The 25,860-nt window shown below is 62.0% G+C and carries 23 protein-coding genes and 1 pseudogene; 10 read left to right on the plus strand and 14 right to left on the minus strand.

Annotated elements, in window-relative coordinates; translation table 11 throughout:
- Positions 1-322 precede the first annotated feature (322 nt).
- On the minus strand, positions 323-712 hold the full coding sequence (locus tag JN280_RS33280) for a hypothetical protein (RefSeq protein WP_172352291.1): 390 nt from the start codon (positions 710-712) through the stop codon (positions 323-325).
- On the minus strand, positions 703-1,101 hold the full coding sequence (locus JN280_RS33285) for a hypothetical protein (RefSeq protein ID WP_172347046.1): 399 nt from the start codon (positions 1,099-1,101) through the stop codon (positions 703-705). The genes JN280_RS33280 and JN280_RS33285 overlap by 10 nt, the downstream gene beginning before the upstream one ends.
- 90 nt (positions 1,102-1,191) lie before the next feature.
- Here JN280_RS33285 and JN280_RS39675 point away from each other — a divergent pair, with 90 nt between their 5' ends.
- Together JN280_RS39675 and JN280_RS40390 are read left to right on the plus strand one after the other, a co-directional pair.
- A complete protein-coding gene (locus JN280_RS39675) occupies positions 1,192-1,350 on the plus strand; it encodes a hypothetical protein (RefSeq protein WP_244742431.1) in 159 nt (52 codons plus the stop codon).
- A gap of 46 nt (positions 1,351-1,396) precedes the next feature.
- On the plus strand, positions 1,397-1,693 hold the full coding sequence (locus JN280_RS40390; RefSeq protein WP_446720796.1) for a ZinT/AdcA family metal-binding protein: 297 nt from the start codon (positions 1,397-1,399) through the stop codon (positions 1,691-1,693).
- 1 nt (position 1,694) lies between these two features.
- Here JN280_RS40390 and hemN read toward each other — a convergent pair whose 3' ends face one another.
- On the minus strand, positions 1,695-3,020 hold the full coding sequence (gene hemN, locus JN280_RS33295) for an oxygen-independent coproporphyrinogen III oxidase (RefSeq protein ID WP_010914012.1): 1,326 nt from the start codon (positions 3,018-3,020) through the stop codon (positions 1,695-1,697).
- Between the two features lie 1,335 nt (positions 3,021-4,355).
- Between hemN and JN280_RS33300 the strand changes: the two genes are divergently transcribed.
- Both JN280_RS33300 and JN280_RS33305 read left to right on the plus strand, forming a co-directional pair.
- Positions 4,356-5,519 carry a porin gene (locus JN280_RS33300; protein ID WP_202295904.1) on the plus strand — a complete coding sequence of 388 codons (1,164 nt, stop codon included), beginning with the start codon at positions 4,356-4,358 and terminating at the stop codon, positions 5,517-5,519.
- A 331-nt stretch (positions 5,520-5,850) separates the two neighbouring features.
- Positions 5,851-6,114, plus strand: coding sequence for a hypothetical protein (locus JN280_RS33305; RefSeq protein ID WP_202308591.1), 264 nt, complete (start codon positions 5,851-5,853; stop codon positions 6,112-6,114).
- Between the two features lie 395 nt (positions 6,115-6,509).
- Here JN280_RS33305 and glmS read toward each other — a convergent pair whose 3' ends face one another.
- Together glmS and JN280_RS33315 are read right to left on the minus strand one after the other, a co-directional pair.
- A complete protein-coding gene (gene glmS / locus JN280_RS33310) occupies positions 6,510-8,333 on the minus strand; it encodes a glutamine--fructose-6-phosphate transaminase (isomerizing) (protein ID WP_010914009.1) in 1,824 nt (607 codons plus the stop codon).
- Positions 8,334-8,789: 456 nt separating this feature from the next.
- Positions 8,790-9,434, minus strand: a complete 645-nt coding sequence (locus tag JN280_RS33315; protein WP_006329186.1) for an acyl-homoserine-lactone synthase — start codon at positions 9,432-9,434, stop codon at positions 8,790-8,792.
- Between the two features lie 679 nt (positions 9,435-10,113).
- Between JN280_RS33315 and JN280_RS33320 the strand changes: the two genes are divergently transcribed.
- The 6 genes and pseudogenes from JN280_RS33320 to JN280_RS33340 all read left to right on the plus strand — a co-directional run bounded on the left by JN280_RS33320 (position 10,114) and on the right by JN280_RS33340 (position 14,479).
- Positions 10,114-10,866: a carbonic anhydrase gene (locus tag JN280_RS33320; RefSeq protein WP_010914007.1), complete on the plus strand. Its 753-nt coding sequence runs from the start codon at positions 10,114-10,116 to the stop codon at positions 10,864-10,866.
- A gap of 399 nt (positions 10,867-11,265) precedes the next feature.
- Positions 11,266-11,955, plus strand: a complete 690-nt coding sequence (locus JN280_RS33325; protein WP_202308593.1) for a B3/B4 domain-containing protein — start codon at positions 11,266-11,268, stop codon at positions 11,953-11,955.
- Between the two features lie 84 nt (positions 11,956-12,039).
- On the plus strand, positions 12,040-12,678 hold the full coding sequence (locus JN280_RS33330) for a LysE family translocator (RefSeq protein ID WP_010914002.1): 639 nt from the start codon (positions 12,040-12,042) through the stop codon (positions 12,676-12,678).
- Between the two features lie 18 nt (positions 12,679-12,696).
- Positions 12,697-13,584, plus strand: coding sequence for a dihydrodipicolinate synthase family protein (locus JN280_RS33335; protein WP_069093303.1), 888 nt, complete (start codon positions 12,697-12,699; stop codon positions 13,582-13,584).
- A 29-nt stretch (positions 13,585-13,613) separates the two neighbouring features.
- Positions 13,614-13,769, plus strand: a pseudogene (locus JN280_RS39680) (tyrosine-type recombinase/integrase); the annotation flags it as partial.
- Complete coding sequence (locus JN280_RS33340) at positions 13,766-14,479, plus strand: tyrosine-type recombinase/integrase (protein ID WP_244742434.1); 714 nt, start codon at positions 13,766-13,768, stop codon at positions 14,477-14,479. The pseudogene JN280_RS39680 and the gene JN280_RS33340, both read left to right, overlap by 4 nt.
- A gap of 422 nt (positions 14,480-14,901) precedes the next feature.
- Here the strand turns inward: JN280_RS33340 and JN280_RS39180 are convergent, their stop codons facing one another.
- The 9 genes from JN280_RS39180 to JN280_RS33380 all read right to left on the minus strand — a co-directional run bounded on the left by JN280_RS39180 (position 14,902) and on the right by JN280_RS33380 (position 25,856).
- Positions 14,902-15,672 carry a hypothetical protein gene (locus JN280_RS39180; RefSeq protein ID WP_244742437.1) on the minus strand — a complete coding sequence of 257 codons (771 nt, stop codon included), beginning with the start codon at positions 15,670-15,672 and terminating at the stop codon, positions 14,902-14,904.
- A gap of 399 nt (positions 15,673-16,071) precedes the next feature.
- Entirely contained in the window at positions 16,072-16,284 is a 213-nt protein-coding gene (locus JN280_RS33345) for a cold-shock protein (protein ID WP_202308595.1), read from the minus strand.
- A 356-nt stretch (positions 16,285-16,640) separates the two neighbouring features.
- Entirely contained in the window at positions 16,641-18,293 is a 1,653-nt protein-coding gene (locus JN280_RS33350) for an MFS transporter (protein WP_096453949.1), read from the minus strand.
- A gap of 405 nt (positions 18,294-18,698) precedes the next feature.
- Positions 18,699-19,754: a type 2 isopentenyl-diphosphate Delta-isomerase gene (gene fni / locus JN280_RS33355; RefSeq protein ID WP_010913998.1), complete on the minus strand. Its 1,056-nt coding sequence runs from the start codon at positions 19,752-19,754 to the stop codon at positions 18,699-18,701.
- 84 nt (positions 19,755-19,838) lie between these two features.
- Entirely contained in the window at positions 19,839-20,741 is a 903-nt protein-coding gene (locus JN280_RS33360; RefSeq protein ID WP_096453947.1) for a terpene synthase family protein, read from the minus strand.
- Positions 20,738-22,288 carry a hypothetical protein gene (locus JN280_RS33365; protein ID WP_202308597.1) on the minus strand — a complete coding sequence of 517 codons (1,551 nt, stop codon included), beginning with the start codon at positions 22,286-22,288 and terminating at the stop codon, positions 20,738-20,740. Before JN280_RS33365 ends, JN280_RS33360 begins: the two co-directional genes overlap by 4 nt.
- Positions 22,289-22,598: 310 nt before the next feature.
- Complete coding sequence (locus tag JN280_RS33370; protein WP_010913995.1) at positions 22,599-23,564, minus strand: polyprenyl synthetase family protein; 966 nt, start codon at positions 23,562-23,564, stop codon at positions 22,599-22,601.
- Between the two features lie 124 nt (positions 23,565-23,688).
- Entirely contained in the window at positions 23,689-25,032 is a 1,344-nt protein-coding gene (locus tag JN280_RS33375) for a cytochrome P450 (protein ID WP_202308599.1), read from the minus strand.
- Positions 25,032-25,856, minus strand: coding sequence for an SDR family oxidoreductase (locus JN280_RS33380; RefSeq protein ID WP_027033417.1), 825 nt, complete (start codon positions 25,854-25,856; stop codon positions 25,032-25,034). The genes JN280_RS33375 and JN280_RS33380 overlap by 1 nt, the downstream gene beginning before the upstream one ends.
- Positions 25,857-25,860: the final 4 nt, after the last annotated feature.

A 25,860-nucleotide genomic window follows, 5' to 3' on the forward strand; every position in this document is an offset into this window, starting at 1 on the left:
GACATATTGGGCGCTGCCTTATAAGTGGAAGGCGCCTTCCCGTTGCCTCTATCGCAGATAAGTTACCTTCCGGCCTTCGCGCTGGATTTCCCAGCTGGACTGCGTTTCAGTCTCAATTCGCTGTGCTTCTTGTGAGCCAGACACCATTTCTCGGACGGTGGATTGACGACATTCATTGTCCGACAAGCCCTCGCCGGCGATCTGTTGGGCAGAGGCGGCTATCACCCCGGCCGTGGCACATCCGCGCGCTGCAGAACCTCGATGAGCCGCCGGCTCAAACGCCCAGGCGGATGCAAAGATCCACAGATGCGTTCCGCCAGCCCTAGTTGCCAAGCATATGACCGGCATTTCGCAACGCGTCTAGGAAGAGGCCGGCATGGTGAGTGACATCGAATTTGGCCTGCATTGACACCGGCATGCTGGTCCAATTCTCCAACGGTGCAATGAAGCGGGAGAAGGTATCGTCGATGACGCAGTAGCGGCTAATAAGGCCTTGTCTGTCCAACGCCAGCACACCAATCTGCCCGCCTCGATATCGGATGGCTGCGAGCCGTTGGACCTCGGCGTCATCATCGATCCGCACATCGAAAAGCAGGTTTCCGCGGCTCCTCGCGGCTATCTCCGCCGCTTTGTCATTGAAGCTCAAGCAGAGTGAGCGGACGCTTTCCACTGCCATCTGGAAAACCAACAAATCCAGTTCATTCACGGCCATGTGGGCAGTTGAGCCAATAAATGGATGATTGCAATGTCGCACACGGCTTGTTCACAGGTGTCGGCGACTGATTGTTCGTGGCTTTCTGTCCGCTGCCGGCGATGGAATATTTGAAGGACGGCGGGTCCCGTATTTCCTGTCGCGTTGGCAACCGCGGCGGCCACCTGCCGGGCGGCAGCGGCAGAGACAATGTCATAGACAGGTGGAAGCGTGGGCTTTCTGCCCTTCAATAGTTCCCTGACCATACAGATTTGCACGCGCGGCCGCAGCTTGCCGCCCGCCTCAACGGATTCGGCTTCTCTGGCAGCACGTTCCATTGCTGCGGTCGCCTTGTTGAGCGTCACCAGAACGCCAAGCTTCGTGGCTGGCAAGATCGCCAACTCGCTCAAGCTCACGACCTCTATTCGATGGACGGGCACGGCCGTGCATCGCCGCGGCAGGGGACAACATCGTCGTGACCGACCCTCAAGCCCTATATCGTGTCGGCGGGATCGTTCAGCAGGAACGGCGAGATCGCCGTGGAGGGCAAGCCCTTCTACATCGTGGCCGGCGGCGGGAGCGGCAAGATCCACGATCAAGCAGCTGAGAAAGATCACGCATATAGCCACGATCCCGCGGTCCAGCCGATCTACATTTGAGGACGACCAGATCAAGCAGCGCGCCCTGTCGAATTTGGGTCCGGGATTGGCAGTTGGTCTATCCCTTCCTGACGATGGAACGCTCGATCCAGTCATGGCTTATAAGGCGGAGAGCGGCGACCAGAGCGCAGATGAGTACGCGCCTACTACGAGATCGGCTATCGCACCAATTCGAGCGGATCACGATCGATGCGACACCGTGGCATTCTTCGAGGGCGGGAAGCCGCTTGAGGCCTGCTTCCCTGGCGACGGCTGTGAAATCCTGACCTCGAAGAAAGGAAACCGCATGGGCGTCAAATTCCGCTTCGGCGTCGCCTTGGCCTCCTCACACTTGGTTGGCTGACTCAGCGGGCAACCCGGTCGAGAAAAGCGTCGAATGCGGCAGCGACAACGCGCATCGCAAAGCGATGCTGCCGCCGTACGCGGACAAAACCCTTTTCGATGTCCACAATCCCGTCCTTGGCAAGCATCGCCAAGCGTTCAGCTGAATCGAGAAAATGGATCGGATCAGATCCGTGGGCGGCACAGATTGCCGGCACATCGGCCTCGAGATCGCACATTAGTCGCTCGATGATTGCGGCTCGCGCGCGGTCTTCGTCGGTGAGACGGTAGCCCTTTGACGTCGCCAGACGGCCAGCTGCGATGTGCCGGCAGTAGGAATCCCGTGTAACCTCGTTCTGGACGTAGCCCTCGCCGACACGCCCGATAGCCGACGCGCCGAAACCGATCAGGGTTTTGCAGGTGTCGGCCGAGTAGCCCAGCGAGTTGCGCCGCAGGCGACCGGTTTTCTGTGCCAGCGCGAGATCGTCGTCCGGCAAGGCGAAATGGTCGAGCCCGATCTCTCGGTAGCCGGCGGCAATCAGCGTCACGGCAATGGCCGCATCCTGTTCGGCGCGGGCAGCGCTGCCCGGAAGCGATGCCTCCTCGATGAGGCGCTGATTCTTAATAAAGGACGGAATGTGCGAGTAGCCGAACACCGCAAGCCGGTTGGGGCGCATGGCGACCGCCGCCCTCGTGGTCTCGACGCAAGACTGCACCGTTTGATGCGGGAGACCAAAGATGAGGTCGAAGTTGATGCTTGTCACTCCATGCCGACGCAGCATTTCGACGGCAGCCGCCGTCTGGGCCTCACTCTGGACCCGGTTGATCGCTTTTTGAACAATGGGATCGAAGCTCTGCACGCCGAGGCTCGCGCGGTTCACGCCGGCTGCTTGCAAGGCTTCGGCCATATCGGCCGTGAACGTGCGTGGATCGATCTCGACGGCGATCGTAGCTGTTTCCGCAAGCGCAAAGTGGCGGCGCAGGAATTCCGTCAGGGCGAGGAACTCAACTGGCCCCATGAGAGTTGGCGTTCCGCCGCCGAAATGCACATCGCTCACGGGCAGCGCCTGCGGCGCGTGCTCCGAGACCAAACGTATCTCGTCACGCAGCGCCGCCAGATAATTAACGATCGGCGCATCATGGCGGGTGATGGTGGTGGGGAAGCCGCAATACCAGCACTTTGATCGGCAGAACGGAACGTGCAAGTAGAGTGACGCCGGATCGTTAGCCGGTAGGTTCCTGAGCCATTCCTCATAAGCGTCGGCGCCGACCGCCCCAGAGAACTCCGCGACAGTCGGATAGATGGTGTACCAAGGCAGGCGGGCTTCGCGATGTTTTGTGGTCTGCAACAGTTACCGTCCCATGTTGTTGCCTTCCATCCTTACCACTGCGCTCTCCTGTGTCTTTGCGCTATATCAGTCCGGTCCGCTTTGGGCCCGATTATTTCGCAGCGATAGCCCCATTCAGCCTTGGCTGGACAGCGATGGTATGAGCACGCGCTGGTCAGGGACAAGCGCCATGGGTTTCCCGTCGAGACTTTCCCGCCCACCGTTTGGTGTTACTATCCTATCCTATCCTATCCCCTCCCTTCAGCGTCCGATGGAACGCAGCATGCCCCGTCCGACCAGTCGATTCGGCGTTGGGACCAGACTTTTGCTCGCCGGCTGGTGCGTAAGACGGCGTCACGTAGCGATACCTGGCATCTCGATGAGTTCGTCGTATTAATTGCCGGCACGAGGCTTTGGCCGTGGCGCACCGTCTGTCAGAGCGGGAATTGTGCTCGAGGAGACCGTCCAGGTCCGCCCCTGCCAAGGCTGCAAGCTTGATGAACCAATGCGCTACGCCAGGCGCATGATCACCGACAAATCGCGCTCCTGTGGCCCGGCAAAGCGCCGGAGTGAAGCGCAACTCAAGCATCGCTCGCAGCTGACAATCGAGCGAATTCGCATGTGCTTCCGTAAAAACAAAAATGGCCCATGCACGGCTTCCGATTCAGAGAGGGGCTTACAACGGCTCGTCTCGACCTTCCCGCCTTTCGGAACCACTTTGTCCGGACTAGCTGGAAAGCTGGTGCACCTCGCCACCGCCGAGGTGTGGCCCTTCGCCCTAACGAGGACGCTTACGCCTAGGCATGTCGGCATCAGTGGGGCATCTCGGCTGACGTACCGAGCGGTGCACTCGCATGATGTCAACAATGTCGAGGCTCAAAACAAACAAAAGCTATCGCCATTGAACGATACTGTCGCGAACCGAACAGACGAACCATGTCCGAAACATTTGCTTTTCGTGCTCAGCTTGACCCTCAGAGCAAAAAAAGGAAACGCAAGCCAAGGTCCGACGGCAAACTTGAGTGTCAATCGTAGCTTGGTCGTGAGGTTGGCACGTCGCTTGCGGGGTGATTTTCTGAAGCCGGTACGCCCGCAGCTATCGGAGATAATCATGGCGATCGACCCAGAAGTGTTTGATTCCTCCCCCGGGCATTTCAAGCAGGTGATATGAGAACAACATCTTATCGCGTGGAAGTATGATTCAGATTCATCGCCTCTGTTGTTGAATCATTATTATGACCCGTGCGTCATACTGCGATGGGCGCAGCGCGATGTGCATCGTTTTCGATTGTGGGACAGGAAGGGCTGGCTCGTTCGTTGACGTCCCCTTCTTTAATATTTGAACGGAGATCAAGAATGAACATCAGGAGCCTCCTGCTCGGCTCAGCTGCGGCCCTGATCGCCGTTTCCTGTGCCCGAGCCGCCGACGCCATCGTCCTGGCCGAGCCTGAGCCCGTTGAATACGTCAAGATCTGCGACGTTTACGGCGCTGGTTACTACTACATCCCCGGCACCGAGACCTGCCTGCGCATCGGCGGCTATATCCGTTACGACATCGGCCTCGGCGATGTCGTGTCGCATGACAAAGCTAGAACCACGGATGTGAAGACTGGCGAGGCCCAGGGCATATGGCAAAACCACACGCGTTTCACATTCAAAACTTGGACCGGGCAAGAGACCGAACTCGGTACATTGCAGACCTACATCGAGACCCGCATGAACTACGGCAAGCACACCGCCTATTCCGGTTCGGACAGTCCTCGATACCATGCCTTCAGCCAAGGCATCACGTTGACTTTCGCCTGGGTTCAGCTTGGTGGCCTCCGAGTTGGCAAGGACTGGTCCGCCTTCGACATGTTTATTGGCTACGCGGGCGACGTGCTCAATCAGATGCTTATCCCGTACGGCGCCTTCGATACTAATGTGGTTCAGTACTACTTTGACGCCGGTAACGGCTTTTCGGCTGTGGTTTCACTCGAAGAAGGCTCGGGCCTGGTCGGCACCATCGACAGCTACGTTCCGCACCTAGTCGGCGGAGTGAAATACACACAACACTGGGGCGCGATCACCGGCGTTGTCGCTTATGATAGCAACTACGAATCGGTCGCGGGCAAGGTCCGCATCGACGTCGATGTTACCGACCAACTCTCGCTATTCGGAATGTTCGGCTACGGCTCCAGCGGCAAGCTCAACGATGACGTCACTAACGCAATCGACGCTCATGGTCGCGGGTTCTACAAAAGTTGGGGCGGTAACTGGGCTTTCTGGGCCGGCGCCACTTACAAGCTCAATGAGACAACTTCGTTGAATCTTCAGCTCTCGGGTGATCAGCTCAGGAACTATGGTGTCGCTGCAAACGTCGCCTATACGTTTCTTGCAGATTTCACAATTACAGCCGAACTCGACTATGACCGCTACGGCGACTTCGCCGTCGGCAAGGTCGACCCTTCCATTAGCTGGGCGAATGCCAACAAAAAGAGCAGTGTCGGCGGCATCCTCCGTTTCGAACGTTCATTCTAACGGGAGGAAGAGCTTCATCTCGGTGCCTCAGGCGGCGAATGACGATTATGCGGGGGACCTGCCACGCCTGCGGCAGATAAGCCCTGGCACGTTTGCAATCGGATACAGCTGCGATTAGGGCGCGGCCGATGCCCCGCCTGCCGGGATGTGACAGCTGGCAAAGCGTTGCGGCAGGTTTGCTGGCGGTCCCGGCACTTGCGCTGACGCGTGCGGCGCAGTCCGGCGACACGGTGGAGGCCGCCGGCAGATGGGTGGGCGCGTGATCGCCGAAGCAATCGCCGAACTCGCCTAGTATCCCAGCTTCGATAACGACTGAATCGGCGGCGACTCAATGCAACCTTGGCTTCCGGAGACCGCGCTGACCGCCGCCGGCCTGACCGCGCTCGCCGCGCAGGATGCTTCGGACAAGCAAATCGCCTGCGTCAAGGCGCCCTTCAAGTCGCTGATCGACCATGTCTTTATCTCGCCCAATCTCGTGCCGTGCGGCCACGATTTCATGATCCTCGCGCTCGACCGAACCATCGAGCGGTTCCTGGAAGTGTCCGATCATCGCCCGGTCCTCTTGCGACTGGCCGGGCCTATCGGTGAGCGTTAGATCCAGAACGAGGTTACACGGGATTCCTACAGCCCGCACATCGCAGCTGGCCGCCTGGCAAAGTCAAAGGGCAACCGTCTCACCGACGAAGACCGCGGCGAGCCGCAATCATCGAGCGAGGACGAAATAGGGACAGCGAAGGGTTTTATCCGCATGCGGCAGGAGGATCGCTTTGTGGTTAGCGCTATTGCTGCGTATTCGATGCTTTTCTCGACCGGGTTTGCCAGTAGGCACAGCCAAGCAGCGTGAGGGGAGGCCAAAGGGATAACCAATCGTCGCTAAACGGCATGCTCCAGCAAATAACGGCAAGGCGGTAGCGGCGCGCTTGAGCCCCGGTTGAAGTGCTTGGAGTTTTTTCCGAATGGGCGAGCGTTGCGACTAATGAAGGCGTCACATCATTCGACGGTGACTGATTTTGCCAGGTTGCGTGGCTGGTCGAGATCTGTGCCCATGAAGAGCGCCGTGTGGTACGCAAGAAGCTGTATCGGCAGCGAGAAGATCATCGGCGCGATAATCTCGTCGGTGGCCGGCAGCACGATCGTGTGCATCGTATCGAGTTTCGATGCGGCTGCCCCTTTTCCATCGGTGATGAGGATAATGCGCCCTCCGCGGGCGGCCACTTCCTGCATGTTGGAGAGGGTCTTGTCGAAAAAGCGATCATGTGGCGCGATGACGATCACTGGCATGTTCTCGTCTATCAATGCGATAGGACCGTGCTTCAATTCACCCGCCGCATAGCCTTCGGCGTGGATGTAGGAAATCTCCTTGAGCTTCAGCGCCCCCTCCATCGCCAGCGGGAAATTTGTGCCACGGCCGAGATAAAGGACATGATGACACTTTGACAGTTCGCGCGACAGAAGCTCAATCTCCGGCTGGATGCTGTCCAGTACCTGCCTCATGAGGCGCGGCATTTCGGCGAGGCTCTCGACGAGCGCCTGCACCTCATCTTCGGTCACGGTTCCGCGGGCCTTGGCTGCGTGGATGGCGAGTGCGGCAAGAGCGGCTAGCTGGCAGGTGAAGGCCTTGGTGGAGGCGACGCCGATCTCTGGGCCGGCAAGGATCGGGAAGACCACATCGGCCTCCCGAGCGATGGTCGATTCGCGCGCATTGACGACAGCGCCAATTTTCAGCCCAAGCTGCTTGCAGTACCTCAGCGATGCCAGCGTATCGGCGGTTTCGCCCGACTGTGAAATGAACAGAGCCGCAGACTGCGGCGACAATGGAATCTCGCGATAGCGGAATTCGGATGCAACATCTATTTCGACCGGCAGGCGCGCATAGCGCTCGAACCAGTATTTTCCGATCAGCCCGGCGAGATATGCGGTGCCGCAGGCAGAGATCGCCAAGCTCGGGATCTTGGCGAAGTCGATGCCAGAAACCGCATCGGCACCATTTTCGATGAAATTGATATAATGACCGAGCGCATCGGCGATGACCTCGGGCTGCTCGAGGATTTCCTTCTCCATGAAGTGGCGATGGCTGCCCTTGTTGGCCAGAGTGGCCACGGCCACGGAGGTCTGGCGCGGACGCGCGACGGGGTGGCCGTCGTAATCAAATATATCAGCGCCCGTCCTGCCGACAACGGCCCAGTCACCGTCGATGAGATAGGTGATTTCATTCGTGAATGGAGCAAGCGCGATCGCGTCGGAGCCCAGGAACATCTCGCCGTCGCCGTGACCGATCGCCAGCGGTGGTCCATTGCGCGCCGCGATGATGGTCGACGGATCATCCTCAAAGAGGATGGCAAGCGCGTAGGCACCCCTGACGCTTTTCAGCATGGCATGCACCGCCTCACCACGCCTCATGCCCTCCCGGCGGTGCCTTGCCAAGAGATGCGCAAGGACCTCAGTGTCGGTGTCGGTCTGGAACTCGGCTCCCGTCGCCGCCAATTCGTCCTTCAGTTCGGCGAAATTCTCGATGATGCCGTTATGGACGACGGCCACACCATCCGTGAAGTGCGGGTGTGCATTGCGTTCCGTCGGTGGCCCATGGGTTGCCCAGCGGGTGTGGGCGATGCCGATGGTACCACCCAGCGGCTCTTCCTTGAGTCTCCTCTCGAGATTGACGAGCTTGCCCTCCGCGCGCCGGCGGTGCAAGGTGCCATCGGTGATCGTCGCAATGCCGGCCGAATCATAGCCGCGGTATTCCAGACGCTTCAATGCGTCGACCAGGCGTTCCGACACCGGCTGTTGCCCAACGATGCCAACAATTCCGCACATGTTCTTCTCCGAATTCTTCCCGGCAGCCTTAGCCGACGCAGACGAGGGACGCCGCCCGGCATGCGCTCAGTTAGAGTCTTCTAATGGAATCCAGTCAGTTCGGTAAAATTGATTGTTGGGATAGCCATCATCCACGCCATGGATGAACTAAATCTCAGTCCAATGCGGGTGATGTGAACCGGGGCGTACGCTTCCGCCTTCAACGGGCTGCGCATATCATGGCCGGCGCCCTCACCTGTGTTAATAGCATGCAAGCCGGCCGGAGGAGACGGGGAATACTTGGGCCGAGTGCGAATGGGTAGCCCCAGCGCACTCTTTGATCTCGCCGTTCAATTGTGCGGACGCTGCATCATGCATCATTCCTCGGTTTGCTTCTCCAGGCCGGACGCAATGACTCCTGTCGGCGACGAGAAGCAAACCCTCTTCCGATCCCTGGGGCCACGCACCACGTCTTGGCTATCCGCATGGGCCGTGCGGCAGGCCGAGAATCGGTCGCCACAGTACCGGCCCATTCAGACGTCCCCTCCAGCGGATGCGCAACAGGCTGGCGTGAGAGATCTCGAGAAACCCGGCCACCGCCTCCGTTTTGCCGACGGGCTGCGGCTTTCCGATGCGCGACAATGGCCACGTTGCGAGGCGAAGGATCCGTTCCATACGCGTATCGGTCACCGTCACGATCCGGGTGAGATTGTTGGCCAAGCCGAATTCGATCATGCCGGCGAAGAGCTCGTAGGTTGCTTGGGCAAGGCCGCCTGCCGCCTTGGGCGTTGATGGGGGCAAATCGAGCGCGAAACGGCTGCTTTCCCATATGTCGGGACTCGCGGGCGCCACAGCTTCACCCAGCAGCGCCGGGAATGTGTCGCGCAACATGGTCGGCCCAGTGGTTGGCAAGAGGCGCACGCAGCCACGAATTCGCCAATCGGATCCCTTGAGCAGCAGATAGACAGGCTTCAAGTCGTCAAAGGTGTCTGTTTCCATTTCGCCTCCGGTCTGAACTTCCCAATCGAGCCTCTCCTTGAAAACCCGATATCTGAGCCCGTGCATCTCTTTGAGCTCGCCTGCGAATTCGCTGTAGAGGCCAGGTGTGATCAGCTGAATCATTCGTCGCCTCCGTGCGGGTTGTGTTCCCGCCATCGAAGGGCAAAGCGCACAGCGATGCAGCCTGTGGACGTTTACAGCTATCCTCGCGGAAGGATCCGGATCTCGCCTGACCGGAGGCAGCCAGCCTGGCAACCGCATGGATCGTCCGAACGCGAGCTTTGCTTGGCATTTTCCAGATGGAAGGTCCCCTTGGCCTTTGAGACCTGCTTTCCAAGGCGTATTCGCGAATTTTATCCATGCCTTTATGGTCTTGGCGAGCGTGGCGGGCAGGCTACACAGTGGGTGGCCGAGAGGTCGGGAATCAGATGGAATGGAGGAATTCGTCTCGCCAAAGAGAGATCCTTGCAATGCACTGCCTGCCCGACCCTCCCGCTTCAACGTTACGCGCCACATACCGCCGAGTAACAGCCGGACCGGCGACGCCGACTGTGCTGGTTGTTGGCCTGATCAGCGGCAGCACGGTGAATCTGAGCCACGTCGCCAGCCATTTCCACGGACCGGCGAGCGTAGCCTCCAACGATCGCCGGCGGCGACGCTTCTTCCAGTTTACCAGTTCGACGAGGACTGGCTGGCGTGTACGCTGGTGGCGCGGCTCAACCTACGCCCGCCCTTGCGGCTGTGCCTTGACTGCACCAATTGGAAGCAAGGACATTAGGTTCGCATCAAGGAGCGAGGCAATATGCATCGTCGTAACCTGATTAGAGCATTCATCGCGCTGGGCGTGTGCCCGATCTGCGCCCAGACCGCGCGTGCGGCCAGCGCCCATTGGGGATATGGCGGCTCGGTCGGGCCGGAGCATTGGGCCGATCTGGACACGAGAAATTTCGCCTGTTCGGCGGGCAGGCAGCAGTCACCCATCGACATCGCCGGCACGGTAAAGGCGGATATACCGCGCATCGACATCAGTTGGCTCAAGGGCGGCGGCAGGATGGTGAACAACGGCCACACCATTCAAATCAACATGCCGGAAGGCAGCACCTTGACCCGCGGGGATCGCGTCTACCAACTGGCACAGTTGCATTTCCACGCGCCGAGCGAGCATCACGTGGCGGGCATGAGCTTCCCGATGGAAGCGCATTTTGTCCATAAAGACACAAAGAGCGATACTCTGGGTGTGCTGAGCGCCCTTCTTATGCCTGGCGCGACAAATAACAGCTTTGCCGGTCTCGCCAAGGTCTTTCCGGCCCGGCCCGGCGAGGAGATGGCAGTTGACGAGTTCGATCCCAACGGGCTTTTGCCGGCCTCGCTCGGCTATTGGACCTATGAGGGATCATTAACGACTCCGCCCTGCACCGAAAACGTGGAGTGGATGGTTGCAATGGAACCGGTCGAGGTCGACACCGCAGACATCAAGCGGTTTACGACGCTTTACGCATCTAACGCGCGGTCGATCCGTCCCTCCAATCGGCGCTTCATCCTAGGCCTCAGCTAAGGTCATCGCGCGCGTCAAGCAAAACCGCGGTAACAATCGGGGGGGTTCGAACAGTACGACGCCACCCTGGTGGCGCTGGCATCGACCATAATGCCCTAGGGTTCACAACAGCATGACCGGATCATGAGGAACTTGTGGGCCGCTTGCTTGCGGAGAACTGGGTGGCGTCACCGACACCCGTACACTCCGGCCTGGATCTGCTTGATCAGGGATTGATAAATTCGACGCGTCGCTCCCGTGCTGCGAGAACCCTCCTTATACTGGACCAATTAAAATCTCCAAAAGTGGCAGTTTAGTTTGGACCAGTGAACTGCAATATTGGCTTGCAGTCAGGGAAGCGATCGTGACTGGTCGCGCCGGTCATGGATTGCTTGCGCTCGAACTGATGGAGTTGCCTGGATGTTTGAGGGTCCCATCATCGACGCTCGAATTAAGAGTATTGCATCGGGATTTAGAGCCGTGAGCGTCTACGTCGATGCCACTTCAGCTGGAGAAGGACGTTTCGATCCCCGATTGCTTGGTGAAGCCTGCGATTGCGCGTTGGCGGATGGCCCGGCTTGGGCAGAAGCTCATCTGGCGAGTTGGTCCGACGCCTACGCCGTCTTTGGCGCGAAGCCTAACCGTACGCCGTGCTCAGCCCAGGCCCTCAGAAAGCGGGTTCTGAAAGACGGCACTCTTTCGACGATCAACCCGATCGTCGATCTCTACAACGCCATCAGCCTGAAATACGCAGTCCCGGTGGGTGGAGAGAATTTTGACGCCTATGTCGGAAGACCCCACCTGACGATCGCTGACGGGAGTGAGACGTTCGACACCATGGTGAATGGAGAGGCGGTCAACGATCCTCCCTTGCCCGGTGAGGTCATCTGGCGCGACGACATTGGCGTCACCTGCCGACGCTGGAACTGGCGACAGGGCACTCGAACCCGCCTGAAGACCCTAACAGGCCGGATGTGGTTCGTACTGGAGGCGTTGGAGACCATGCCGGACGATGCATTGGCAGAGGCGACGGATGCCATGGTCGGAGGGCTGAATGCCTTGATGCCTGGCTGCAAAATCGCGAGCCAAGAAATTGCCATCGCCGGATGAGGTTTCCGGTCGAGCGAGTGGATCCATGGCCGCCCGGGGCATCCGGCGCCATCGATCCGATCGAGATTATCAAGGGCTGAGAGAATGAATGTCGATCTCCATCAGTTGCTCATCGTCTTTGCTGCATATGTCATTGCCGCGGGGAGCCCCGGCCCGAGCAACATGCGCATTATGGGGGTTGCGATGGCGCGCGGCAGAGGTGCTGCGCTCATGCTTGCCTCCGGCGTCGTCAGCGGCTCGATCTTTTGGGGTTTTATGGCCTCCACCGGCATCTCCGCCCTGTTGGCCAGGTACGCCCAGGCACTGCTCGTTCTGCAGGTTTTCGGGGGGCTTTACCTGCTATTCCTCGCCTTCAGGGCGGGACGGTCGGCGCTTACGTCGAACGAGAAGCTGGCTGTGCGCGCATCGACCGACCAAGTCGCTCTTTCGCGGGGTGAGCTCTATAGGAAGGGCCTCTTGATGCATTTGGCGAACCCAAAATCCGTGCTGGCATGGATCGCGCTCGTCACGCTGGGGATCGGTCCGAATTCATCGTGGCAAAGCATCGCAGCGATATTGGGTGGCTGCGCCATCCTAAGTGTCACGATATTCTGCGGCTACGCCATTGTCTTCTCCACACCGCCTATGGTGGCTCTATATCGCCGCTGCCGCCGCTGGATCGAAAGTCTGTTGGCGATGTTCTTCGCGTTCGCCGGGCTGCGTATGCTGCTTTCCCGTATGTAGTTTCGAAAGGAATGGATGATGACTTTGTTTCGCGGCCTGTCGGCGTTCCCCCTTACGCCAACCGATGCGGAAGGGCATGTCGACACCGAGGGTCTGGCTCGTTTTCTCGAGCGTATTCAACGCGCCGGAGCGGACTCCATCGGCCTTCTGGGGAGCACGGGCGGTTATGCTTACCTCACCAGGGAAGAACGCAAGCGTGCCGTTCAGGCTGCCGTGGAATGCATCGGCGGCAAAACGCCTCTTGTCGTGGGTGTGGGTGCATTGCGTACCGATGAAGCTCAGGCTCTGGCGCGCGATGCCAAATCCGCTGGCGCTGACGGCCTGCTCCTGGCACCGATGTCCTACGTTCCCCTGAACGAGGACGAAGTCTTCCAGCACTTCGTCGCGGTGGCCGAGGCGGGGGAATTGCCTTTGTGCATATATAACAATCCAAGCACCACGCGCTTCACATTCAGCGACGCATTGATCGCCCGGCTGTCAGAGGTGTCCAACATCGTCGCGGTGAAAATGCCTCTGGCGGCGAATGACGATTACGCGGGGGAACTGGCACGTTTGCGGTCGATGACGCCTGACACGTTCACAATCGGATACAGCGGCGATTGGGGCGCGGCGGATGCCCTGCTTGCCGGATGTGACACCTGGTACAGCGTTGCGGCAGGTCTGCTGCCGGTCCCGGCGCTTGCGCTGACGCGTGCAGCGCAGTCCGGCGACGCGGTGGAGTCCACTCGGTTGAACCGCGCTTTCGGGCCGCTCTGGACCTTGTTCAAACACTACGGCAGCTTCCGCGTTATGTTCGTCATCGCCGACTACCTCGGTCTGGCGCACGTCCAGCCACCGCGCCCTATTTTGCCGTTGCCGGAGGACGCCGGAGATGACATTAGGCAGGCATTGGAGAAGCTCGAATAGCCGAGCACAGGGCATGCCCAGTGCAACTGCGTGCGGGCGAAGATGTCGAGCGGGAACTGCCGGTCCTCTCGACCTTTCTCGGCCACGCCAATGTTCGCGACACCTACTGGTATCTATCCGCCGCGCCGGAGCTAATGACCCATGCCGCGCGACTGCTGGATGAGCGGTGGGAGGTTCGCTCATGAGTGCCTCGAACGATCTGGCCGTGCTGATCGAGCGGTGGTTCACCGATCGGCTCATGCGACATCGAGGCGTAAGCTCCAACACCATCGCCTCCTATCGCGACACCTTCCGGCTCCTGTTTGCATTCGCGCAGACACGCCTTGGCAGGTCTCCGTCGCAGTTGACACTGCGGGATTTGGACGCGCCTTTCATCGGTGCATTCCTGGAGGACTTTGAGACACTGCGATCCGCCTCAGTGAGGACCCGGAACCTCCGCCTCACGGCCATTCGGTCTTTCTTCAGATATGCGTCGTTCGAGGAGCCGGCCCATAGCGCCCAGATTCAACGCGTGCTCGCGATCCCGAGCAAGCGATGCGACAAGCGACAGCTTCAGTTTCTCACCAGGCCCGAGATTGAAGCGATCCTGGCCTGTCCGGATCGCAGCACATGGCTGGGACGGCGTGATCACACTCTGCTGTTGCTGGCCGCGCAAACGGGGTTGCGGGTCTCGGAGATCATCGATCTCGACCGGGACTCGGTGATGCTGGGGCACGGTGCCCACGTGCGATGCGTTGGCAAGGGCCGCAAGGAGCGAAGTACGCCGCTCACCAAGGTTGCACAGCAAGCCCTTCGGGGCTGGCTCAACGAGCCCAGGAAGCGGGGCGCAACGGCTCTCTTTCCGAACACGCACGGCGGCAAGCTGAGCGCCGACGGCGTGCAGGGGCGCTGCTGAACAAATACCCAAATAGAAGGGCGTCTCAAACCAAAAGGCACGGACATCAAACGCCATCAGAGCCTCGCCGCTACCCCCGTGGCGGAAGGTTGCGTACAGACTTGCCGCACAGAACCCCAAGGCGAGTGAGCACGCGATGCTAATGGCTATGTTGGGGGACGTCGTTTTTGTAGAAGACATTGTTCCATGGCCGAATTAGCCGTGCTGATGCTGCGCTTGCTTCAGACACCGAACCGAGGTCGCGATGCCGACGCTCGACAGATCGATGCCGCAGCGGGTGGTGCGATGCTTGCATCGCGCCACCCGGCAGACGTGGATTTTGAAAGTTTCACTAAGCAGCTACGTCGACGGCCAGGGAATTGGAAACAGCAAGGCCGTGAACGGAATTCGGGAGAGGAAGCGTTACTGCCATGGCCGAGACCTCAACGGCCGGTGCGATCTCTGCTTCTCCTAGCCTCCATTAGATCCTCTCGGGCGTGATTGTAGGAGTGGCTTATGTCCCGGCCGACTTGACCACCCCGCTGCAGCTGTTCGTGGGAGGTTTGCGGGCCAACTGTATCACGGACTGCAGCCCCAATACCTGCTATGTGGGCGTCCAGATCCGCACTGCGTTCCTCTGCTGCATGCCGCGGAGGAGGCATCTGCGGCAAGATGTCTTGCATGCCGGGAATTGAGTGAGCTTGGCCCTGTTGATTTGGATCTAACTGGTGATACATCGCGTACATAGCATTGGATGCTGTCGACCTGACGTGGCCATCCGGATCGGTAGCCAATTCAGCGGCCTGATCAAAAATGCGAGCTTTATTTTCAGCGTTAAACTTGCTGAAGTTTTGCGCAGCGTAAAGCGCTCCGATAGCTTGCGAAGGTGGATCCATGTTGCCAATGCGATTAACAATACTATCTTGTGTCTCTGGCCGAAGGTAATGAGACACATTACTGACTGCTCTGAATTGCTCCAATGCTACTTCATCCGAGGTGTGTCCCAACCCGGCAGTCAATTTATCTCCCAGATCGACGGCTGATCGTCCAAGCTGATTGGTCCGCGTTTCAAACTTCGCGAGGTCAGTTTCTGGCTCGGTTCGAGTGCCCCGAACGGCTATGCGCTCTCGCCTCCCGAGTTCTTTGAAGGTCCCAAGATTTCGCGCTGTATCGCGCGGGTTGGCGCTTACCAGCCGTTCTGCAACATCGGTCAATGGTCCGTATGGAAGGTCACGGAGGGTACTGCGATTCCCCACGTCTTGGGATGAACTTGCAGCTGCGCGTGCCCGTTTGTTATCGCGATCCATTGCTCGGCCTCCAAAGTCGTTAAGTTACCCAATCAGGGTACCACCGACGCTTGACCTGCTAAACCGATATGAGGTTACAGTTGTAGTCTGGCAGAAGCTTCTCCCAACTCTGGGATACGCCGAGAGCCGTAACCGGGGCAGATTTCCGGGCGGAAGGGGTTTGCGGCGAGAGCGTTCGTGATTCACCGTTTGCGTGACGCATCAGGATCGTCTCGTAAAAGAGAGTCCGTCGCGATACGCCCCGCGAATGACGATGGTACCTTCGGCTTGACTTATCCTTCGCGCTCTGCGGGTCCGACGAGAAAATCAGCCTACCCTTGCTGAGACACCTCCGGAGGACTTGCCGCTACGGCGGTCCTGGTCGATCTCGTACTTGATCTTCTGCCCATCAACGAGGTTTGAAAGTCCAGCCCGTTCTACAGCTGGAGTATGGGCGAAAACGTCCTGACCGCCGTCATCGGGCTGGATTAAGCCAAAACCTTTGGTGCTGTTGAACCACTTCACTGTTCCGGTCGCCATATCTGTGTATTCCTCTGTGGCCAGTGCGAACCAGACGGGCCGTGAAGCCGATCCTGTTCATATTTCGTAGAGTTAAACCCAGCAAAAACCAGAATTACCCACCTCGGGGTTGCGGCGCGAAAAGCCATTGCTCTGTTTGGGAACGCACCGAACAGGTGCCGGTGAGCTTGAGCGCAACGCGCTGCAAGACGCTCGAGTGCCGAGGAATCTCTCCGACAAGGATACGTCTGAGCCGCCCAGTATGCCGGCTCGGCAACCACTCGAATGGATCGAAGCCGATCTGCAAAACGGATGGTGAGAGCGGTGGCTCGTTTCCAACCCATCCTGTCTCACCAGCGCGGACGCCTGGACGGATGTCAACGCCGGAAAAAGAACCGCATCGATTGGTCCCGCTTGCGGCCAGCTCCAGTCGGCCGCTCGATCGCAAGCGTGGTTCGAGGAGGAAGCTCTCCCAGGTGCAATGCGAGGAGACGCTGGTCCAACTCCTTGTCGGCTGCCGTAAGGCGGTGGTTCAGGCGAAGGTAGTCCATCCAGGTCGGGGTGCGGAAGGTTTCTGTCCAACGCGAAGGCTGCTGGAGGTCGCGCTGGAGATTCCAGTGTCGCGCACCAACGCCGCTTTGTACTCGCCGCCGTTCCCGCATCTGCTCCAGGAACGCTTCGACATTTGCTTCGGGTATTGAATATTCGATCTTGGCGACGATCGGCCCGCTTCGGGGCTTCAAATCCAGGGCAACCTGAGGCGTTTCGAAGCCAAGAGGAGCCTGATCGGAATCTTTCCATTGACGGATGGGCAGCAGGAAGCCGGTGCCAGCGACCAGCAGCAGCGCGCCACCTGAAAGCTCCAGAGCCGAGCTCAGCGAATAGCTCTCGGCCACCGTACCCCACAGCCAGCTGCCAGCCGCGATGCCTCCGGATGAAAGGGCGTAATAGATCGAGAGCGTGCGACCAACGACCCACCTTGGACTCGCCAACTGGACGCTGACGTCCAGCCCGGTCCAGGTCACGACCCAGCCCGCGCCGCCGAGCGCCAGCGCGATAGCCGCCACCGCCACCGAGGGGGTGAAAGCAAGCGATAGACAACAAGCCGCACAGGCGATGCACGACAGTGTCGTCAAACGTTCCTGGGACAGCCTCCGTCTCAGAATGTTGTTGCAGATGCCGGCGAACAAGGCGCCGGTCCCGAAGCCGGCCATCAGGATGCCGTAAACGACTGGCCCTCCCCCCAGCTGATCGCGGGCGACGAGAGGCAAGAGCGCTAGTATAGAGATGCTCGTCAGCCCAAAGAGGGCACCGCGGGCAATTGCTGCCTTGATTTCGGATGACAGGGCAGTGAAGCGCGCTCCGTCATGGATCGCCGTGGTCAATGGTTCACTCGGCAGCGGTGACGGGCGAACTTGCCATTTGCAGCGCCCTATGGTCCACAGCAGCATCAGATATGTAAGCGTCGCCACTGCGAAAGCCGTCAAAGGGCCAAAGGAAGCAACGACGACTCCACCGAGAGCGGGACCGATGCTTCGGACGGCGTTATATCCGACCGAAATAAGCGTGACGGCGGCCGGAACATCGCGCTTTCGCAGGATATCGCCAACCGACGCGTGCCAGGCGGGGTCGGTGAAAGCGGCGCCTACTCCGGCCAAACAGCTGAATGCAAGAACCATCCATGGATTGAAAATTCCGAGACCTGCAAGAACAGTCAGCATCGTCGAGGACGATGCTATCACGCACCAGCCAGCGAACATGAGATTGCGGCGGCTGTAATTGTCCGCTAGGGCGCCGGCGATAATTGACAGGAGGAATGTGGGCAAGGTTGTCGAAGCCTGCACCAAGGCGACCATCACATCCGATGTCGAAATGGTCGCCATCAGCCAACTGATGGCAACCATTTGAATCAGCCACCCTAGACTGGATACCTGTGTGGCAATCCAGATCGGACGGAAAGTTGAATTCTCGAGCGGCGCGAACGTTGCCGATGACACCGGATTAACTTCTTCACGCGCCACCCCGCTCATTGGGCCGAGCCTCCCTTCGCTGCCAGTTGTATGAGATTTCTCCCCGCCCACGTGCCCATGGAGGAATGGCAGGATCAGGGCATTTTATCTGCGCAACGCAAGTTATTTTTGCCTGGCCGATGCTGTGGCAGAACCGAATGCTTCCGGTGGAGCTATCGTTCCGCTATGCGGGACGAGACCGGTTCGATCCTGTCGCTCTCGATCCCCGACCACGTTACAAGAATCGTCAGTTTGACGTTCCTTAGCGTCTCCAACCAAGCCACGTCCTGGGCATCGACTTCCCTTCTGGTGATCACGAGCTCCCGCGCATTGAACCGCCTCGCCAAGGTGGGTCAGTAGTCATCTTTGGCGTAGGTATTCAGCAGCCTGCTAGGCGCCCGCCGCCACGTGCGGGCGACGCCGGCATCAACCGGCGGGCAGATGCGCCGAGGGCAACAACCGCGCCTGACGCAACGCCGCCAGATCAGCCGAGCCGGTGCAGAAGCAGGCAACGGCCAACTGGCGGATGACGATCTCGAAATGCGCGACAACCGCCTCGGTGGACACCGTCGCCGCGCGCAGCACGCCGGCCGCCTGCCCGGCGATGTCCGCGCCCAGGCGGATGGCCTTGGCCACGTCGACGCCGTCGCGGATCCCGCCCGACGCGATCAGCTTCACAGTTGGCAGCGCCCGACGTACCGCCTGCACGCTGGCCGGGGTCGGAATCCCCCAGTCGGCGAACGCCATCGCCACTGCACGGTCGGCGGCATCGCGGGCGCGCTCGCCCTCCACCGCGGCCCAACTGGTGCCGCCGGCGCCGGCGACATCGATGACCGCCACGCCCGCCTTGACGAGCGCGCAGGCCACCGAGGCGGACAGGCCCGACCCCACTTCCTTGGCCACAATCGGCACGTCCACGCTGCGCGCGGCGCGAGCGATCTGCGCCAGGACGCCGCGCCAGTCGCGGTCGCCCTCCGGCTGTACCGCTTCCTGCAGCGCATTGAGATGGACGATGAGTCCATCGGCCTCCAGCGCATCCACCGCCCGGCACGCCAGGTCCAGGCCGTCGGCCTCGCGCAGTTGCGCGGCGCCGATATTAGCCAGCAAGGGAATGTCTGGGGCCATGCGGCGCAGCGCGCGCGTCAGCCCCTGGGAGTTGCGGGATTGCAGGCTCACGCGCTGCGAACCGACGCACATGGCGATCCCCAAGGCTTGTGCTGCCTCGCTCAGATGCCGGTTGATGGCCTCGGCGCGTAGCACGCCGCCGGTCATGGAGCTGATCAGCAGCGGCGCGCGCATGGTCTTGCCCAGCAGCGAGGCGCGCAGGTCGATCTGCGTCAGGTCCAACTCGGGCAATGCGCAGTGTTCGAAACGGATGTACTCCCAGCCGGCGGCGACCGTGGCCGGCGCCGTTCGCCGATCCAGCACGATGTCCAGATGGTCGTCCTTGCGCCGGCTCGGGATGTTGTCGCTATCGCTCATGCTCGCTCCATCCGTCGCATCGGGGGACGGCGTTGCATCGGATCGGACCGACGGCAGCGCGCGCACGCAGCCGCATCCAGCCGTTCAGGCGGGCGCACGCTGGCCTCCCCCCGCAGCGTCGCTGCGGTAGCGGCTGGTCGAGGTCTGGTAGTACTGCGCGCGGATGGCCGCCATGGCCTCGATCAACGCTCCCCACGGCGCGGGAAAGCGTTCTTCCGCCATCACCCGGTGCAGCATGCGCGTATGGCCGGCCAACTCGTCGTTGAGGAACTCCACCACAGGCATAGCCGGATAGCGCTGCCGCAGCAGGATCGCCGCGTTGTCGGCCTCGCCCGCCGACCTGTCCTTGTCGCGTCCATGCAGATCGTTCTGCAGGCGCCCTATCGCGGAGATGAGCCGCAGGACCTGGCGAAACGCCGGACGCGCGCGCAAGGTCGCCATGTCCAGCCCCCACAGCAACGACAGGCAACAGAACACGTTCGTGTAGGCGATCGAATCGATGCCGTTGTGCAGGTACTCGGCGTAGGACCAGCGTTCCGCCCCTACCGCCTGCGCGTGTCCGGCGCGCAGCGCCGCGCAGTAGCACCGAGTGTCGTCGAGCAGCCGAGCATAGTCGCGACGATCGTAGGCAAGCGCGGCCAGCGAAGCGCGCAGAGCAGCGCAGCCCTCGAATCCGGGGAGCGCGCACGGCACGCCCTGCCCCAGCGCCTGCTCCACCGCGGCGAGCTCCTCCGGCGCGATCAGGCCAAGGTCGTTGCAATCGTCGAGCCAGAACAGCAGCGCCAGTTCGCGATAGAACGCCACGATCAGCGTTTCGGCCTGCGGATCGCGGCCAGTGCGGGCGCAGGTGTCGCGCAGGCTCGGGTGGATGCGCTGCAGGATGTACTGGCCGCCCCTGACCGCTTCCACGGCATGCTCGTCGGCGAACCCTGTCAGGGAACGCCCCCACTCCAGCACCTGCTGCAGCGCGCGTTCGGTCTGGATCATGGCGCCGCTCCTGCTCCCTCGGCCAGGACGCGCCGCCCCCAACGAAGCGCCAGCCACAACCCGGCGAGTTCGGCCACCCGCACGACCCGGGTGGGGCAATACAGTTCCTTGCCGATCCACAGCGCCGTCTGCGGCAATGCGTGCGCCACATGGCGAGCGAGCATCCACTCCAGCGCACGCGCCACCGCCTGCGCGATGCGCCGGCGCCCTGTCGGCTCTTCGCTCCCGTCCATGACGTGCAACGCGAACAGCGCATAGGCGGTTTCCTCAAATGAGGACGCGCGACCGGCGCCCCAGCCGCCGTCATCGCGCTGCGCCTGCAGCAGCGCCGCCAGCGCGCGCTCGTCGCGCCACTGGGGCTTGCCTTGCGCCAGCGCAGCGACCGCATGCGCGGTGGGATACAGCCACGAAACGTGCCATTTTTCGTTGTCCCATAGACCGTGCGGGTTGCGATTGGCCTCGACGTAGTAGCTGGTGCCGGTGGCGGGCTTTCCCAACAGTCGCAACGCATGCAGGGCATGGATGTTGGTCGACACCGAGGCATTGCGCTCGCCGGGGAAGGTGACGAATAGCTCGCCGATTTCGAAATCGCGCAGCGCATCGACCGGCGGGTCGCGACCTGCAAGGCGCAGGACGCACAACGCAACGGAGGTGTCGTCGGCATCGGCTGCGAAGTGCAAGGCCGGGCCCAGACCGCGCACGCCCATGCGGGCGTCGAGCTGCGCGACGATCACGCGCACGGCATCGGCGAACGCGGGATGCGCGAACAGCCCGGCCAGATGCAGGGTGTACAGCGACCAGCATGGCTCGAACACATTGATCGGCCAGACGTTGGGAACGACACCTTCGATGCCGCTGCGCGTCGCCCGCGATGCCGCCTGCAGATACGCGTCGGTGCGCCCGACCTGCGGCGTGCTCCCATGTGTTACGGCGTGCGCACGCCACGCGGCGGTGGCCGCCGGACTGATGCCAATGCTGCCGTCGTCGTCGGGGCATGCGGTGGTCGGCGACGTTCCCCAGGCTTCCCAGGAGTGCAGCAACGGATGGCCGCTCGGCAACGTCGCCACCGCCCCCAACTTGACAAGGCACGCCTGCCGCAACGGCAACAGCGCCGGGTGGCGCGGAAACCCCACGCCGCCCAGCAAGGATGCGGCCTCGCCGCACAACTGCGGCAGGATCAGCTCCGCGCCGATCGGCGCGTCCTCCGGCACCGAATGCGCGTAGGGATCGGGCTGGCGCTCGAGGAACCGGGTTGCAGCCTGGACTGCGTCGGCCGCGCCGGGAAGAGGATCGGCACGCTGCAATGTCAGCAACGTCGCCCAGGTGGGCGCATGGCGGAACAGCGGGAAGTCCGCGCTTCCCCATCCGCCATCGGCCTGTTGTTGCGCGATGAGCCACGCGTATGCGTCCTGCCGATCGGTGACGTTGCCGTGGAACTGCAGAGCTCGCGCCGTGTCGTAGACGGACGGACCGACGCTGCCGCCGTCGCTCATCTCGATCAGCAGGTGGCGCAATTCGGAAAGGATCTGTTCGGACAGCGCGTTCACGCGGTATGTTCCTTCTGCAGACAGTTGACGGGAACCTGGATCGGGCAGACGCCGCGCACGTCGCCGCAGGCCCGTCGCGGCCCGGCGCACGGGCAGCGCCGGACGGCCGCCCTGCTCCGGCGCGGCGACGCGCCCCATGCTGGGGCCGGTCCGCCGCATAGGCTTGCGCGCAGCGCGCCGCGTGAGCCGCGGCTGTGCTGGGCAACCGCTGCGATCGCCGCCGCCGACTTGGACACAGTGCAGCATGCACCGCTCACGCCGGCCGATCGATCGCAGCGGCACAGGGGCGACTCCATGCGGACGGGCTCGCTCATGCGCATGGCGCGTGCTTGAACAGATACGCGTTGGCCCGTTGCAGCATCTGCGCCAACCGTTCCGCACGCGTTCCCAGCGGGGGGATGGCCTCCCCGGCGTCGCGCAACAGATCCAGCGCCAACTGGCGCGCTGCCTGCAGCCCCATGATCGACGCACAGGTCGGCTTCTGCGCCGCCGCGTCCTTGCCGGGGGTCTTGCCCAACGTCGCGGTATCCGCTGTCGCGTCGAGAATGTCGTCGACCACCTGCAACGCCAGGCCGAAACAGGCGGAGTAGCGATCGAGCGCACAGTACAGCGCAGCGTGGGCGGCATCCTCCGCGATGGCGCATAGCGCGCCCATGCGAACGGACGCGCGCACTAGTGCTCCGCTCTTCATCCGGTGCATCGCCACGATCCTGTCCAGCTCGACGTGCTTTCCTACCAGCGACAGATCCATGGCCTGCCCGCCTGCGGCACCCTCGGCGGACACCGCCTGCGCCAGTTCGCGCACGAGCGCGATACGGTTGTCGCTCGGCGCATCCAGGCTCGCCAGGGTCAGGAAGGCGTGCGCCTGCAGCGCATCGCCGACCAGGATCGCAGTGGCTTCGCCGAACTTGACGTGCACGGTCGGAAGGCCGCGGCGAAGCACGTCATCGTCCATTGCGGGCAGGTCGTCGTGGACCAGGGTACAGGCGTGCATCATCTCGATGGCGGCGCCGACATCGTCGAGCATGGGCGCCGGCGTGTCGGCCAGTGCGCCGGTAGCCAGACAGAGCAAGGCGCGGGTGCGCTTTCCGCCATGCAAGGTGGCGTAGCGCATCGCCGCCATCAGCTCGGTCTCACCGTCGTCTTCGGCGCAGAGAAGACGCGCCAGCGCCTGTTCGACCCGCCTTACGCCGTCCTGCATCCAGATCTCCGACGGCAGCCTGCCGGATGCGCCGCGCGCCTGCGCGTCGTCGTGTAGCGTGGAATCGGTCTGCATGTCGTTCATGTCCTTGTATCTGGCACGGCCACGGCGAGCGTCCGAGCCGCCGCGGTGTTGGCGGGGTCGCACCGAGCGCGCGCGCCGAGTAGCTGCCTCGCCACACGGGGCATGCGATGCCAGCTCATGAGAATCCGATGCGGATTTTCATGGACGGATGTGCGGTCGGGAAATAGCGCCGACCTTTTTCGACGGCGCTCAGCAACCGCGGCCGCACCCCGGCCTTGTGCATGGTCAGTGCCAAGGCGATGCAGAACTGCACCATTTCCAGCCATACCAGGTGGTAACCGATGCAGACGTGTGGGCCGGTACCGAACTGCAGCATGTCCACCGGCCGGATCGGCTCCGTGCGTTGCAGCCACCGTGCCAGGCGGAACTGATCAGGCGCCTCGTGCAGCAGCGCAGAGGTCGAGAAATGCAGCAGCGGGATGCACAGAGGGGTGCCCGCAGGAATGCGCCGTTGGCCGAGTTGCAATTCCTGCAGCGCGCGACGCGGCAGGAGCGTGGTCGCCGGATGCACGCGCAGCGTCTCGCGGAACAGCGCCTCGGCGACCGGACACTGCGCCAGGTCCGCGTGCCGGGTCGGCACCGCGCCCACGCGTTGCGCCTCCTCGACCAGGGCGTCCCATAGCCCAGGCTGCCGCGCCAGCTCGATCACCATCCAGGCCATCGTCGAGGCGGTGGTGTCGTGACCGGCAAGCAGCAGCAGGCGGATAGTGGCGACCAGGACGTCGTCGGAGAGCGCATCGTCGCCGCGATCGAAGGAGCTCACCATGTCATTGATCAACCCAGTGCGCGCGGCATGTGCGCGCGCGTCGCGGACGAACTGGCGCAACTGCGCGTCGATCCAGTCGCGGGCGGCGCGGCCGCGCCGCAAGGGCAGTCCAGGCAGGTCGACCGGGGGCGCGACGATCAACTGCAGCAGTTGCCGGTATTTGCGATGCCATCCCGGCAGGTCCTGCGCTGGGATTCCCATGAGGCTGAAGATGAGCTTGAGCATCAGGTCGCCGGTTTCGCGCAGGATGGTTACGTCGCCGCGGTCGCGCCACGCCTGCACCCGCGCCTGGATGACGGGCGCGAACAGGTTGCCGATGCCGGCTTGGGTCAGCCCCTTGGGCAGGAACGCCGCCTTGATCGCGTCGCGCGCCTGCCGGTGCGCGCCGCCGTCCTGGGCGACCAACGTTCCGCCAAGCAATTCGGGCGCGATCTCTTCGATCAGCGCCGAGGACACGTCCTTGTGCCGGAGCAGTGCAAACGCATCCGGATCCACGCAGGTCATCAGGTGTCCGGCAGGGCCGAAATCCAGCCAGAAGTGGCTGCCCAACGTCCGTTCCGCGCGCCGCAGCAGGCGCGGCAGGTCGCATACGATGGCGGGAAGATGTCCGACCAGGGGGAAAGCGCCGGGCACGACCGGGATGTCGTCCCGCAGCCGGTGCCGACGGTCCAGCGGGTTGAGCAGCATGTCCATCAGCAGCGCGGCCCCGCGGCCGCTTTGGCGGTGTCGCCGGCAGGCCGCGCGGCGCGGCTGTTGCCACCGTCGGCGTACGTCGGCACATGCGCCAGCATGCCGCCGTCGATGCACAGGACCTGGCCGGTGATGAACGCAGCATCGTCGGAGAGCAGGAACGCCACCAGCGCGGCCACGTCCTCGGGGCGGCCGACGCGCTGCAGGAGTTGGTGCCGGCTCAGATGCCGTTGCATGCACTCGTCCAGCTTGGCGAGGAGACGCTCGGTCATGATGAGACCCGGCGCAACCGCGTTGCAGCGGATCTGCGCATGACCGTACTGGGTGGCGAGCGAGGCCGACAGCATGTTCATCGCCGCCTTCGACGCGGCGTAGGACGTCTGCGCGGTGTCACCGCTGAGCCCCTGGCACGACGACATGTTGACGATCGCGCCACCGCCGCGGGCGATCATTCGTGGGATGGCCTGCCGGCAGCAGAGCAGCGTGCCGCGCAGATTGGTCGCCATGGTCTGATCCCAGACCGCCAGGTCCAGGTCGAGGATCGTGCGGTCGCGCGGTGTCAGATGCATGGCGCTCGCGTTGTTCACCAGCAGGTCGACCCCACCGAAGTGCCGCTCCGCCGTCTCGAACAGCGCTGCCACCGCCTGCGCATCGGCGATGTCCATGGCCAGGGCCAGCGCGTGGCCCGCTTCGGCCGCGATCTGCGCGGTGCAGGCGACGGCCGCCGAGCCATCAATGTCGGCCACCACCACTCTGCCGCCCTCGCGCGCGATGGCGAGGGCGCATGCCTTGCCGATGCCGGCGCCGGCGCCGGTCACCACGGCCACCTTG

Origin of the sequence: Mesorhizobium sp. L-8-10 (assembly GCF_016756635.1) — a bacterium.
Classification (GTDB): domain Bacteria; phylum Pseudomonadota; class Alphaproteobacteria; order Rhizobiales; family Rhizobiaceae.